Source organism: Maritimimonas sp. 2210JD6-3, assembly GCF_056591795.1.
Genome location: NZ_JBWQOJ010000029.1, coordinates 12,642 through 28,512 on the forward strand (window position 1 = coordinate 12,642; position 15,871 = coordinate 28,512).

At 35.0% G+C, this 15,871-nt stretch carries 8 protein-coding genes; all 8 read left to right on the forward strand.

Annotation, left to right across the window (positions count from 1 at the left end):
• Positions 1-214: 214 nt before the first annotated feature.
• The 8 genes from AC1EUY_RS11945 (at position 215) to kbl (ending at position 15,758) form a co-directional block, all read left to right on the forward strand.
• Positions 215-1,579: a Gfo/Idh/MocA family protein gene (locus AC1EUY_RS11945; protein ID WP_480195772.1), complete on the forward strand. Its 1,365-nt coding sequence runs from the start codon at positions 215-217 to the stop codon at positions 1,577-1,579.
• A 23-nt stretch (positions 1,580-1,602) separates the two neighbouring features.
• Entirely contained in the window at positions 1,603-4,548 is a 2,946-nt protein-coding gene (locus AC1EUY_RS11950) for a SusC/RagA family TonB-linked outer membrane protein (protein ID WP_480195773.1), read from the forward strand.
• Positions 4,549-4,561: 13 nt separating this feature from the next.
• Complete coding sequence (locus tag AC1EUY_RS11955; RefSeq protein WP_480195774.1) at positions 4,562-6,223, forward strand: RagB/SusD family nutrient uptake outer membrane protein; 1,662 nt, start codon at positions 4,562-4,564, stop codon at positions 6,221-6,223.
• A 106-nt stretch (positions 6,224-6,329) separates the two neighbouring features.
• On the forward strand, positions 6,330-9,614 hold the full coding sequence (locus AC1EUY_RS11960; RefSeq protein WP_480195775.1) for a VCBS repeat-containing protein: 3,285 nt from the start codon (positions 6,330-6,332) through the stop codon (positions 9,612-9,614).
• Between the two features lie 31 nt (positions 9,615-9,645).
• Positions 9,646-11,679 (forward strand): discoidin domain-containing protein, encoded by a 2,034-nt coding sequence (locus AC1EUY_RS11965; RefSeq protein WP_480195776.1) that lies wholly within the window; start codon positions 9,646-9,648, stop codon positions 11,677-11,679.
• A 24-nt stretch (positions 11,680-11,703) separates the two neighbouring features.
• Positions 11,704-13,500, forward strand: coding sequence for a DUF3472 domain-containing protein (locus AC1EUY_RS11970; protein ID WP_480195777.1), 1,797 nt, complete (start codon positions 11,704-11,706; stop codon positions 13,498-13,500).
• Between the two features lie 102 nt (positions 13,501-13,602).
• Positions 13,603-14,670, forward strand: coding sequence for an NAD-dependent epimerase/dehydratase family protein (locus tag AC1EUY_RS11975; protein ID WP_480195778.1), 1,068 nt, complete (start codon positions 13,603-13,605; stop codon positions 14,668-14,670).
• Positions 14,565-15,758 (forward strand): glycine C-acetyltransferase, encoded by a 1,194-nt coding sequence (gene kbl / locus AC1EUY_RS11980; RefSeq protein WP_480195779.1) that lies wholly within the window; start codon positions 14,565-14,567, stop codon positions 15,756-15,758. The genes AC1EUY_RS11975 and kbl overlap by 106 nt, the downstream gene beginning before the upstream one ends.
• Positions 15,759-15,871: the final 113 nt, after the last annotated feature.

Below are 15,871 nucleotides of genomic sequence, written 5' to 3' on the forward strand. Positions count from 1 at the left end.
TTTCAAACGATTATTGTAAAGGTATTAATATATTTTAGGATGAAACTAAGAAACTGACTGGTTAACCAGTTCTCTAGGTAGATGATTTTATTAAAAAGGTGTAAATATTAGTCAAAAACCTAATAAAGATTAAAAAGTACTGCTTTTTGCCAAAAACACATACACTTTTATAAATAAGAATAAACCAAATTTGTGTGTATTAAACATGCAAACAATGAATTCAAGACGAAATTTTGTTAAAAAAACAGCTTTAGTATCTGCTGGTATTGCGGTAATTCCTAGCCTATCTTTTGGAGCATCTTTAAGTAAAGACTCACAGAAGCTAAGATTGGCATTAATTGGTGTGGGGCTCAGAGGTACCAATCATTTAAACAATGCTTTACAACGAAAAGATACTGAAATAACAGCAATTTGTGATATAGATCCTAAGCGAATAGAGATAGCCTTAAAAAAGATTGAGAAATCTGGAAACAAAAAGCCCAAAGTTTTTGGAAAGAATGACTACGATTATAGAAATCTATTAGACTTAAAAGAAGTAGATGCCGTAATAATAGCAACGCCATGGTTGTGGCATGCCAGAATGGCTTGTGATGCTATGAAAGCAGGTAAATATACTGGTTTAGAAGTATCTGCGGCAAATACACTAGAAGAATGTTGGGATTTGGTGAATGTTCACGAAGCTACAGGCTCACATTTGATGATCCTAGAAAACGTAAACTATCGCAGGGATGTATTGGCAGTATTAAATATGGTGCGTCAAAATGTTTTTGGCGAACTGCTTCATTTTAGATGTGGCTATCAGCATGACCTACGCCATGTGAAATTCAATAATGGTAAACAACCTTATGGAGGTGGAGTAGAGTTTGGAGAAAAGGGTCTGTCTGAAGCTAAATGGCGTACACAACATTCGCTATTGAGAAATGCTGATGTATATCCTACCCATGGTTTGGGGCCTATAGCTACCATGGCAAATATCAATAGAGGCAATAGGTTTGCATCTCTTACCTCACATGCTTCCAAAGGGGTTGGCTTACATAAATACATAGTAGATAAAGGAGGAGCAGATCATCCTAATGCCAAATTAAAATGGAAACAAGGAGACGTTATTACTTCTACTATTGAAACAACAAATGGCGAAACTATAATTATTACCCATGATGTAAACTCCCCAAGACCCTATTCATTAGGGTTTAGAGTGCAAGGTGCTCAAGGGTTAACAGATTTTGACTACCATACGCGCCGTATTTATATAGAAGGCGTTTCTAAAGATCACGGTTGGGAAGCTATGGATGAATGGTTAAAGAAATATGACCACCCATTGTGGAAAAAGTTTGGCGAATATGCCGAAGGCTCAGGGCATGGTGGGATGGATTTCTTTGTTATGAATGCCTTTGTTGAGTCTGCTAAACAGAATGTAGCACCACCTATGGATGCTTACGATGCAGCAGCTTGGAGTGCCGTTACGCCTCTTTCTGAAATATCGATAGAAAATAATGGTGAACCGCAAGATTTTCCTGATTTTACAAAAGGTACATGGATAAAGCGTAAATCATATAATTGGATAAAAGAGACCTATTAATAACTAACTTAAATAATTTCTATATGAAAAAAAGTGTATTATTTTTACTAATCCTTTTACTTTTCTTTTCGATATTTATACATGCTCAAGAAAGAATCGTTAAAGGTACCGTAACAGATGAGTCTGGCTCTCCCATTATGGGGGCAACCATTCTTGTAAAAGGTGTTGCGAGAGGTACTTCTACAGACTTTGATGGTAACTTTTCCATAAATACTTCACCAAAAGAAATCTTGGTAGTGTCCTTTGTTGGCTATATAACCAAGGAGGTATTGGTAGGTAATCAAACCACAGTTAATATTACATTAATTGAAGACTTAAATCAGCTTGATGAAGTGGTAGTTGTTGCCTATGGTACACAGAAAAAAGAAACAGTAACATCATCAGTGGTCGAAGTGAAATCTGACAAATTAGCTGATGTAACCGTGCCAGAAGTAGCAACAATGTTACAAGGTAAAGTAACTGGAGTACAGATTTTACCCAGTAATGGATCGCCTGGGTCTTCACCAAACATTCTCATTAGAGGAAGATCTTCTATAGCAAACACAAATTCACCACTTTGGGTTATCGATGGTATAATTTTCGGGAATTCCGACCCTAAATTAAATCCAAATGATGTAGCGAGTTTATCGGTTTTAAAAGATGCTTCTGCTACGGCATTATACGGAAATAGAGGTGCCAATGGTGTAATTATCGTTACTACCAAAAGAGGAACTATTGGATCTAAACCACAGATTAGAGTAGCTGTAAAATCTGCCATAAATCAGTTTAATCCAGGAAAGTTTGAAGTTATGAATTCTCAACAGCTGTTCGATTTTCATACAGCTTTAGGTAATAATACTACTGTTAGTCCTTGGTTTACAGAAGATTTATTAAGTAGAGATTATGATTGGATTGATGGAGCCACTAAGGATGCTTTTGTAAGAGATGCTTCAATTACTTTTACTTCTGCTACAGAGAAACTAAACCTGTTGATCTCATCAGGGTTTTACAATGAAGAAGGAACTTTGATTGGTAACGAACTAGACAGATATTCTTATCGTACTAATTTGGATTATAAAATTTCGAATAAATTAACTATTAAGCCAAAGTTGTATTTTGTTTTTGATAGGAAAGAGAATCAAAATCAAGCACCATTGTATGAAGCTTACACAAACTTACCGTGGGATTTGCCATTTGCTCCAGATGGTTCTGTTGTAAATGCTAACCAAGCACAAGGTGATGATTGGTTAGGTAGAGATAAGAGAAATTTTTTCTACGACCGCCAATGGAACTATACAGATTCCAGATCCTTTGATTTATTTGCCAGTTTTGATTTTGAGTATGAGTTATTGCCAAAGCTAACATATATTTCTACTAACAACTTTAGGTGGGGTAACTTCGAGTCTTTTAGTTATACAGATCCAAGATCAAATGCAGGCCGTCCAGTAAATGGATCTGTAAGTGATTTTACATTTAGATCATTAAATAGGTTTACAAATCAAATGTTAAAGTATTCTAATGTGTTTAATGATGATCATACTGTAAATGTACTAGCAGCCTATGAGTACAATGATTCACAGTCTAAAAATATTACAACAGAATCTGAAAATATAGTAGCCAATGCCGAAGTGCAAAATCTTGGTATTAAACCAGTAAGGGCAAATGGTTCGGCTGGAGAAAGTGCGCAACAATCACTTTTATTATCTGCAGAATATGACTATAAAAACAAATATTTTGCTAAGGGATCTTTAAGGAGAGATGGAGCTTCTGCTTTTGCCCCAGATTATCGTTATGGTAATTTTTATTCAATAGCAGCGGGTTGGAACATTCATAAAGAAGATTTTTTTAATATAAATGCCATAAATACCTTAAAACTAAGAGCTAGTCGTGGTTCAGTCGGTAACCTTATTGGTGGTTTTGCGTTTTTAACTACATATTCAGTTGGATTTCAGTATGCAGGTCTTAATGCAGCAAGACCAGCTCGTCTTGGCACAGAAGATATCTCATGGGAAAAAGTTACTGAAACCAATGCGGGAATAGATGCTAGATTGTTTAATGCAATAGATTTAACGGTAGATTATTACCATAAAAATAGTGATGATTTATTATTTTTTACTAGAGTTCCAGATATAACTGGTTTTAGAGGAAGGTTTCAAAACATTGGATCTGTTGTTAATAAAGGTATAGAACTTTCATTTGCGGCAGACGTTATTAATAAGGAAGATTTCGGTGTAAATCTAGGATTTAATATAAGTTTTAATAAAAATGAAGTTACAGAAATACCTAATGGAACGGACATTTTAGGAGGATCTTTTATTATTAGAGAAGGTGAAGAATTCGGTTCATTCTATATGAGAAGGTGGATAGGTGTCGATCCAGCAAATGGAGAACCCGTTTATGAGATTATAAATGAAGATGGCACTAGTTCTCCTACTAACGATTATAATTCTGCCACCTTACAAATTGCTGGTTCTGCAAACCCCGATTTTATAGGAGGATTTAATACCAATTTTAGATACAAGAATTTTAGTTTAAGTTCCAATTGGAGTTTTTCTTATGGGGCAGAATTATATAATGCTTCTCGTAACTTATTCGACTCAGATGGTTTCTATTTACAATTTAACCAAATGGTATTGCCTGATGGTTGGAGCAGATGGGAAAAACCAGGTGACGTAGTAACGCACCCTAAACCACGCATAGGTGGTTACGAAGGTAGTAATCAAACCTCTACACGGTATCTTGAAGATGGTAGCTATTTAAGAATGAATAATGTTAGGTTTTCTTATGACTTACCACAGTCTGTACTAGATAAAATAGGGCTCTCAGGCTTTAACATATATCTATCTGGAGATAACTTGGTAACCCTAACAAGGTTTACAGGGGTAGATCCTACAGTAAGTAATGGTATTGGAGGTACTAGTCTTGGATTTACAAGTTTAGGTTACCCAGTACCAAAGCGTTATGCTTTAGGCCTAAATGTTACATTTTAATTAAAATATAGATATGATGAAAAGAATAAATTATTTATTGCTGTTAATGGTCACTGTATTTGTAAGTTCATGTGAATTAGACAGAACCCCATTTACAGAGATAGCCGCTGAGGAGCTTTTTGCAGATCCAGGAGCTGCACAGGCAGCAACTCTTGGTAATTACTTAACCTTAAAGGGAGAGTTGGGCTACGACGGGTGGTCAGATGACCTACATCGTATGTCTGAATATTCTGGAGATAATGTTATGATAAGTGGAGGAACTACAGATCCACTGTTCTTTTTTTACAATTATCAAAGAAATCCTAATAATAACAGGGCAGATAGATTTTGGAGAAATTCTTACCTAACAATAGCAGGTGTTAATACAGTTTTAGAATTACTAGAAGAAGGTACAGATGAGGCAAATCAAGTACTTGGAGAAAACTATTACATAAGAGGATTGGTGTATTTTCAAATGGGTAATATTTTCGGCAGACCATATAATCAAGGAACGTCGAATCTATCTGTACCTTTAAGGTTAACAGCAAACCTTGATGATATACCAGACAGACATACTGTTGGTGAAGTGTATGATCAAGTAATAGCAGATTTATTAAAGGCAGAAGAATTAATGACAGAAAATAAAGGAGCGTCATTTGCCTCTAAAGAAGCTGCACAAGCTTTATTATCGAGAGTTTACCTTTATATGAGAGATAACGCTAAAGCAATAGAATATGCAGATAAAGTTATTAACTCTGGTCAATATTCACTGTTATCTGATGAAAGTTTTGCCACTATGAATAGGTTGGCTCCAGCTGAAAATGAAGAGGCAATATTTTCAATTACATTAACTAAGGGTATTGACATTCCAGGTTTAGATGATTGGTTTACAATTGGTTCGTTCTATGCTCAAATAGATGGTGTAGGTTGGGGAGAAATGTATGCTTCAAAATCGTATTTAGATTTAATTAATCAAAATAAAGGAGACTTAAGAAAAAGGTTTATTGAACCTCAATACCTGCTTGATGATAATAACCAAAGAATACCTGCCGTGTATTGGGTTGATGAAAGTAATTATACGTATGTTTTTGCTAGAACAACAGAAAGTGGAGGTATTATTACTTTTGATTATAATGGTAATAATTATACGTTACAATCAGAGTCAGTAAACGGCAGAACGGTTTATTATTTTAACGGACCAAATGGTAGGCAAGATGTCACATTTGATTTCGATATGGATAAGCGCAACGGCTATCCTAAATTCTATATTTTAAAGGCTTCACAGCAAGAAAACGATTTACATTTATGGTCTCCAACAGTATCACGTTTAGCGGAGATGTATCTAAATAAAGCTGAAGCTTTAGCTAAACAAGGTGCTGATAATATTGCTTTAGATAATATAAACGTATTAAGAGAAAGGGCGCAAATACCACCCTATACCTTAGCTACGATACCAGCTGGTAAAACGGTTTTAGATTTGGTGCTTGAAGAACGTCAACTAGAATTGGCTTTCGAAGGACATAGAAAATTTGATGTTTACAGAAACGGAAGAACCATGAATAGAAGATATCCTGGAACTCACTTGAATAATGCCGCACCATTTTTTGAGATAAATGCTAGTAGTAACGTTATAATAGAATTTATTCCAGAACAACAGATTTTGCTTCAACCCACATTAGTTCAAAATCCACAATAATGGTAAATAATATCATGAAAGACTTTATGTTTAGGTTTTTCATGATATCATTAAGATTTAATAAATGACTCTATATAATTTTAAATATTATTTTTTATTCTGTTGCTTGACGTTAATTATAATATCATGCGGTAAGTCTGCAAATGATTTAGAAATAAATAAATTATTTACTGAAGTTCCTGCAGAGATTACCAATATAAATTTTCAAAACAAAATACTGGAGTCTGAAAAGTTACACTACTATAGATACTTGTATATATATATTGGAGGAGGTGTCGCTGCTGCAGATTTTAATAACGATGGCTTGCAAGATCTTTTTTTTACTTCAAATATATATCCTAATAAACTCTATTTAAACAAGGGTAATTTTAAGTTTGAAGACATAACTGAAAAAGCGGGCATTGAAAAACGTGTAGGTTTTGATGCAGGCGTTTCTATAGCCGATGTAAATAATGATGGTTATGTTGATATTTATATAAATAGAGCAGGTTGGTATACTGGTGATCAAAAATTGGCTAATATGCTTTATATCAATAATCAAAACCTAACATTTACAGAAAAGGCCGCTGAATATGGTTTAAACGATAGTAATAGATCGATTTCTTCTACATTTTTTGACTATGATAAAGATGGTGATTTAGACCTTTATGTAGCAAATGCACCATCAGATTTTAACCTTTCTGGGGCATTGTTAGATTTAGAAAAAGTTATTAATACTAAAGAAACAGCTACACATAAAAGTAGTGATAAACTCTACCAAAACAATGGCAAAGGTAAGTTTACAGATGTTTCAGAAAAAGCAGGAATTGTACCTGATTTAGGTTTTGGACTTCATCCACAAGTAGCTGACTTAAATAATGATGGGTGGCTAGATATTTATGTGAGTAATGACTTTATAACACCAGATTTTGCATACATTAACAATGGTGACGGCACTTTTACTGATAGAAGAAATGATCTTTTTAAACATATCTCATATTACAGTATGGGATCTGATATTACTGATATTAATAATGATGGATTTCCAGATTTATTTGTTCTCGATATGAGTCCTGAAGATTATGTCAGGTCTAAAACAACTATGGCTATGATGCCAATAAAAAGGTTCAATGAGATGGTTGAAAATAATTACCATTATCAATACATGCATAATGTTTTGCAGCTTAATAATGGTAATGGAACTTTTAGTGAAATGGCGAATCTTTCTGGTGTTGCTAAAACTGATTGGAGTTGGTCAGCTTTATTTGCAGATTTTAACCTAGATGGTAATAGCGATTTGTATGTAACAAATGGTATCTACAGAGATGTAGTAGATAGAGATGTGAATAATGAAATTAATGATTATATTAAAAAAAATAAGAAAAATCTTACTGAGGAAGATTTTTATAAATTTACCCAAAAGCTTCCACAGCAGAAACTTAAAAATTACTTCTTTGAGAATGATGCCAACCTAAATTTTGTAAATAAAACAGACGAATGGTCTAACTTAAAAGAAACATTTTCAAATGGAGCCGTCTATGTAGATTTAGATAATGATGGCGATCTAGATGTGGTTACCAATAATATAGACGAAAATGCTACTATATTAAAGAATAATAGCAGAGAACTTAATAAGGGTAATTACCTGCAAGTTACATTCAAAGGGCCAAAAAATAATCCTTTTGGCGTGGGTGCCAAAGTAAAGCTTTATAGACCAGACAATAAACACCTTACCAGAGAATTAATTAACGCAAGAGGCTATTTATCTTCAGTTTCTAATAAATTACATTTTGGTTTAGGGAAACAAGAGAAGGTAGATTCTCTAACAATTATTTGGGCAGATGGTAAAAAGCAAACTATACGAGACTTAGAGGCTAATCAAACTGTAAAAATAGGGTACGAAGAAGCTTTAAATTCAGTAAAAAACGCTACCAGTTCTTTAGCACAAACTTTATTTTTAAAACAGCCTTTTAATGCTTCGCATCAAGAGAAAATATTCAATGATTATGATGTACAACTGCTTTTACCGCATAAATTATCTCAGTTGGGTCCAGCGGTTGCAAAATCTGATTTAAATAATGATGGAATTGATGACATTTATATTGGTGGAGCACATACTTATGCCGGAAAAATTTTACTATCTACTAAAAATCAAGGTTATAAAGAACTTAGTTTAAAAATTTTCGATAATGATAAATTATATGAAGATGTTAGCGCTACTTTTTTCGATGCTGATAGTGATGGAGATCAAGACCTGTATGTTGTAAGTGGTAGTTACGAGTTTAATGAAAAACCTGAGCTCTTATATGATAGACTCTATATAAACAATGGAAATTTCAATTTCACCAAATCAGAAAACAGAGTGCCTAAAATTGAAACAGCAGGTTCTGTGGTAATTGCTTCAGATTATGATAATGATGGAGATCAAGATCTTTTTGTTGGAGGTAGAGTTATTCCTGGTAAATACCCACATGCTCCTAAAAGTACTTTGCTTATAAATGAAAGCGGAAAGTTTGTTGATAGAACAGGCCAACTGGCGCAAGACATTGCTAAAATTGGCATGATAACATCTGCACAATGGGCAGATATTGATCAAGATGAAGATTTAGATTTAATTGTTGCTGGAGAATGGATGGGTATTGAAGTCTTCACCAATGATAAAGGTACACTTAATAGAGATACTACGTACAACAATTTATCAAATCTAACAGGATGGTGGAATAAGATTCTAATAGATGATATTGATAATGATGGTGATTTAGATATAGTGGCAGGTAATCTTGGTTTAAATTACAAATTTCATGCTTCGCCAGAAAAACCTTTTCACGTATATACTAACGATTTTGATGCTAATGGTACTGAAGACATCATGCTCGCTAAACACAATGAATTAAACCTTGTTCCTGTAAGAGGAAAAAGTTGTACAGCACAGCAAATGCCGTATTTAAAAGAAAGAGTAAAGACATACAATGAGTTTGCAAACAGTAGTTTGCAACAAATAATTGGCGATACATTTGATGATGCTATTCATTTTCAAGTAGTAGAATTTAGATCAGGTTATTTTATAAATAATAACAATCATTTTGAGTTTGTTCCATTCCCAATGGAAGCACAAATTAGTACTATAAACAGTATCCTCTTCGAAGATTTTGATGGTGATGCTATAAAAGACTTGCTTTTAGCGGGTAATAATTACACATCAGAAGTAGAGACTACCAGGGCTGATGCAGGAATAGGAGTATTTCTTAAAGGTACAAATAATAAGAACTTTCAATATATACATAATAAGCTAACAGGAATGTATGCTGACGGAGACGTTAGACACATGTTACTGTTAAAAAATAAGGATTCTAAATCGGTACTTATTGCTAATAATAATGATAAGTACCAACTATACAGAACTATTAATTAGATATTATTTTATACAAATTAAATTAGAAGTTATGACCAAAGCAATGAACATTAAGTTATTACTGATAGTATTTGTCGGTATGGGGATTTCACTTTTGTCGTGTGATCCCGATCAGATATTATATTCGCCAGTTATTGAGGTGGGAGCACCAGACCCAGATCCAGATTCAGGAATTAATCCAACAGGAGAATTATCAAATAGAAACGGTTGGAAAATAATTGACTTAAGTTCAGAAGAGACAACGGGTGAAGGAGAAACAGGAAGAGCCGCTGATGTGCTAGACGGAGATAGTACTACGTATTGGCATTCGTGCTGGTCATGTGATCCGCAGAACGAATATCCTCATTACCTAACCATAGATATGGGGCAAGAACTTTCTGTAGGAGGTATTCAATATACACATAGAGATACTGGGAGAAGAAGTGTAAAGGATCTCGAAATTCAGATAAGTACAGACAATGAAACATTTACCTCTGTAGGAGACTTTGTATTGCAAAATGGTGAAAGCGATGCTGATCCGCGTGTTCTAGATCCTCAAGATTTTGGTTTCACTCCTGTTAATGCTAGATATATCAAAGTAATAATGAAGTCATCATATGACGAGGCCGTGTTTGCCGCAGCTTCAGAGATAAATCTCTTTGTGTCTGGTGAAGATACAAGCAATGTAGCGCCAACGGGAGAACTCTCAGATAGAGCTGGTTGGTCTATTGCAGATTTCAGTTCAGAAGAGACAACAGGTGAAGGCGATACGGGTAGAGCTGCAGATGTATTGGATGGAGATGGAGCAACGTATTGGCATTCATGCTGGAGTTGTGATCCACAAAATGAATATCCACATCATTTAACCATAGATATGGGGCAAGAATTTTCTGTAGGTGGTATTCAATATACACATAGAGATACTGGGCGAAGAAGTGTGAAAGATCTTGAAATTCAGGTAAGCACAGACAATGAAACATTTACTTCTGTTGGAGATTTTGTATTGCAAAATGGTGAAAGTGATGCTGATCCGCGTGTTCTAGATCCTCAAGATATTGGTTTCCCCCCTGTTAATGCTAGGTATATTAAAGTGATAATGAAATCGTCTTATGACGAAGCCGTTTTTGCTGCAGCTTCAGAAATAAATGCTTACGTAACTGGAGGTGGTGGTACTGGTAATGTTGCGCCAACAGGAGATTTATCAGATAGAAATGGTTGGACTGTAACTGAATACAGTACTCAAGAAGATCAAGGTGGTGAAGGCGATACAGGTAGAGCAGCAGATGTATTAGATGGTAATTTAGATACGTACTGGCATTCTTGCTGGAGCGGATGTACAGCTACTGCACCACATCATATTACAATAGACATGGGATCTGAAGTACAAGTAGGAGGCTTACAATTTGCCCAAAGGCAAACATTGTCAAGAGCTATCAAAGATATAACTGTTGAAGTAAGTACAGACAATTCAAATTGGACGTCTGTAGGGGATTTTGTTTTAGAAGAAAAAACTGAAGCTCAAGATGTAGGATTTTCTCCTGTAAGTGCAAGATATATAAGAGTGATTATGAAATCGGCCTTTGACGGTACCGAAAATGGAGCCATGGCAGAAATAAATGCCTATGTAAGTGGTTCTACAAATAATAATAGTACAATCTACGACCGAACGAATTGGACAATAGTTGAATATAGTACCCAAGAAGATCAAGGCGGTGAAGGCGATACAGGTAGAGCAGCAGATGTGTTGGATGGTAATTTAGATACATACTGGCATTCTTGCTGGAGTGGATGTACTCCTACGCCACCACATCATATTACAATAGATATGGGAGAAGAGTTAAGTGTTGCCGGATTACAGTTCGCGCAAAGACAAACCTTATCTAGAGCTGTAAAAGATATTACCATAGAATTAAGTATAGATAATTCAAACTGGACTTCTGCGGGTGACTTTGTATTAGAGAACATAGCTGATGCTCAAAACATTGATTTTACAACTACCAATGCTAGGTATATACGAATAATTATGAAGAACGCTCATGATGAATCTGATAATGGAGCAATAGCAGAAATCAGTGCTTATAATTAAATATTTTAATATTAATAATTTAAAATGAAGAAATTGAAAGTTTTAATAATGTTTTTTATGGGAATTGCTATAAACGCATGCAATTCCGACGATATCTCTGGAGATAACCCCAGCCCAGGAGGTGACCCAGATCCAGTAACATTAATGTTTACAAAAACAATACCTGCAGGATCTAATAGTTGGGTTGTTAATAATTTACAACAAGATGGGGTGGTTGTTTCTAATTCTGGAATTCATAATTGGACAGAAACAACAGACATCATTCGCACGTTCTTTAACCTGTCTTCAGCTGGAGAATTACATTTAGGTTTAAATGCGAAATCACCCGATGGAACTTCTAAAATAAAAGTTACTGTAGGCGGTGAAACTAAAGAGATTACAATAACTAATACAGATTATGACACTGTAGAAGTAGGAGCCTTTAATGTATCTTCTGGTTATAACTATATAGAAATACAAGGTTTAGAAAAATCAGGAACACATATTGGAGATATTAATGATATACTAATTGGTGGTGCTGCTGCAGAGGGTGCTGTGGCCTATGTACCAGTTGAAGAGTTTTATTTTGGTAGAAGAGGTCCATCAGACCATCTTAGTTATACCTTGCCGTCTGGCAAGACAGTAAAATACTTTTATAATGAAGTTACCGTGCCAGAAGGTGAAGATGTTGTAGGTTCCTTTTTTATGGCTAATGGTCACTCACAAGGATATTTTGGTATGCAAGTTAATTCAGATTCAGAAAGACGTTTTCTTTTCTCTATTTGGAGTGCCTTTAGTACAGACGATCCTAATCAAATACCAGAAGATTACAAAGTTATTAATCTCGGTAGTGGGCAAGGTGTTACCGTACAAGATTTTGGTAATGAAGGCTCTGGTAAACAATCGTTTAAAAAAGTAGCTTGGAAAGCTGGTACCACATATAAATTTTTATTAAAGGCAGAACCCTCAGTAAATGAATCAACAGATTATACGGCTTGGTATTTTGATCCAGAGGTTGGAGATTGGCAACTTATGGCTGGTTTGAGAAGACCAAAGACCTCTACTCACCTTACAGGATTGCATTCATTTTTAGAGAATTTTAGCCCTAGTACTGGTTATATTGAAAGAATGGTAAATTATGGTAATCAATGGGTTTTAGATACTGATGATAATTGGACAGAACTAACACAAGCTAGATTTACGGTAGATGCTACGGCTAATAATGGTTATAGGTTAGATTATGCTGGCGGGACAGATGGAAATAAGTTTTTCTTAAAAAATTGCGGTTTTTTTAATGATGATGTAAATCCTAATACCAATTTTGATAGAGCTGCTGGAGGTATAGCGCCAAGTATAAATTTTGAATCCTTACCAAAGCCTGCACCTGTAGCAGAGGTTGATTTAGTTGATAGAACTAATTGGTCGGTCATAGATTTTAGTACTGAAGAATTAACTGGAGAAGCCTCAACAGGTAGAGCTATAGATGTTCTTGATGGTAATTTAGATACATACTGGCACTCGTGTTGGAATGGAGATTGCTCGTCAGCTGCTTACCCACATTATTTAACTATAGATATGGGGGCAATGACAGAACTAGATGGATTACAGTTTAACCAAAGAAACGGATCAAGAAACGTTAGTAATTTAACAATAGAAGTAAGTTCAGATAATACTAACTGGACGTCGCTTGGTGATTTTGATATGGCTGGTGGGCCAGATAATCAAAATATTGATTTTACATCGGCGCAAACGACTAGGTATATACGAATTACGATGAATGCGGCTCTTGATGGTGATCGATTTGCAGCAATGGCTGAAATCAAAGGTTATAAACACAATTAAATTTTATTTGAATTAATTTTTTAGAATAAAACCTTTGAAAATAGTAACACTTCAAAGGTTTTATTTCTTTATAAATCTAAATGTTGATTTAATAGAAATAAGATGAATAAAATACTTGTCATAGGTGCCTGTGGTCAGATAGGAAGTGTTTTAACAAAGCGACTGCAAGAGAAATGGGGTATTGATAATGTTATTGCTTCAGATTTACGCGCTCCAATAGATTTTAACGGACGCTTTTTTCAATTGGATGCAACAGATTATAGTGCCATACAGAAGATAGTAGTTGAAAACAACATTAAGGAAATCTATCATCTAGCAGCAATTTTATCGGCAAAAGGTGAGCAACAACCGTTGCAGGCTTGGGATATTAACATGAAATCTCTGTTTAATGTTTTAGAAATTGCAAGGCTCAATACTGTAGAGAAAGTTTTTTATCCTAGCTCAATCGCAGTATTTGGCAATAACATTGATAAAAATAATACGGTTCAATTTTCAAATTTAACACCAAAAACGGTTTATGGTATTAGTAAAGTTGCAGGAGAGAATTGGGCTCAATATTATTTTGATTGTTATGGGCTGGATGTAAGATCGTTACGATTTCCAGGTATAATAGGTTATCAATCTTTGCCAGGAGGCGGCACTACCGATTATGCGGTTGATATTTATTACAAAGCTATAAATGGAGAAAGTTTTGAATGCTACATTTCTGAGAACACTGTTCTACCAATGATGTTTATGGATGATGCTATTAGAGCCATTATAGAATTAATGGATGCTCCTAAAGAAAATATTAAGGTTAGAACTTCCTATAATTTGGCGGGGATGAGCTTTTCCCCAAAAGAAATTGTAGCGTCAATTCAGAAGTTTGTCCCAAATTTTAAAGTTAGGTACAAGCCTGATTTTAGACAGAAAATAGCTTCCAATTGGCCGTCAATTATAAATGACAATGAGGCCAGACAAGATTGGAATTGGAAACCAAACTATAATTTAGACATGATGTCTGAAATTATGATCAAGAAGTTAAGTGAGAAACATAAATTAATCAAGCCTGAAATCGAATTACAATGTACGGAAGTATTCAAAAACATTTACAAAAAGAAATACAAAGCATTAAAGATGCGGGTTTATATAAAAGAGAGCGTATTATCACTTCATCACAAGATGCGGTAATTAAAATTTCTACTGGTGAAGAAGTAATTAATTTTTGTGCCAATAATTATTTGGGTTTATCGAATCATCCTGATGTTATTCAAGCTGCAAAAGACACCATGGATACCCATGGTTTCGGGATGTCGTCTGTACGTTTTATCTGTGGTACCCAAGACATTCACAAAGAATTAGAACAAAAAATCGCTGATTTTTACGGATTCGAAGACACGATTCTTTATGCTGCCGCTTTTGATGCCAACGGAGGGGTTTTTGAACCCTTATTAACTAAAGAAGACGCTATTATTTCTGACTCTCTAAACCATGCTTCAATTATTGATGGTGTACGTTTATGTAAAGCAGCTCGTTACCGTTATGAAAACAATAATATGCAAGAGTTAGAAGCGCGTTTACAAGAAGCAAACAAAGCTGGTGCTAGATTTAAGATCATTGTTACAGACGGCGTTTTTTCTATGGATGGCATCGTAGCTGATCTCGATAAAATATGTGATCTCGCGGACAAATATGATGCTATGGTCATGGTAGATGAATGCCATGCGGCAGGATTTATTGGCAAAACAGGTCGTGGCACTTTAGAGTTAAAAGATGTTTTAAAACGCGTAGATATTGTTACGGGAACTTTAGGTAAAGCCTTGGGTGGCGCTATGGGTGGATATACCACAGCAAAAAAAGAAATTATTGATATTTTACGTCAGCGTTCACGCCCTTATTTATTTTCAAATTCGCTGGCGCCAGCAATTGTGGGTGCTTCCATAAAAGTTTTTGATTTATTAGCCAATGACACCTCTTTACGTGATAAATTAGAATGGAATACCAACTATTTCCGTAAAGGTATGGAAGAAGCTGGTTTTGATTTAGTAGGTGCCGATGCTGCAATTGTACCCGTAATGCTATATGACGCAAAACTATCACAAGTGATGGCCGATGAACTGCTAAAAGAAGGTATTTATGTCATTGGGTTTTTCTTCCCTGTAGTTCCAAGAGAAAAGGCTAGAATTAGAGTGCAACTTTCAGCTGCCCACGAAAAAGAACATTTAGATAAAGCAATAGTAGCTTTTACCAAGGTTGGAAAACAACTAGGGGTAATTTAAGAAGCATAGAAAATAAGATAGTAAAAAATGAATAAACCTATACTTGTAATCTTAACCGCTGGTATGGGAAACCGTTACGGAGGTTTAAAACAAATGTGATTCGTTTATACCAC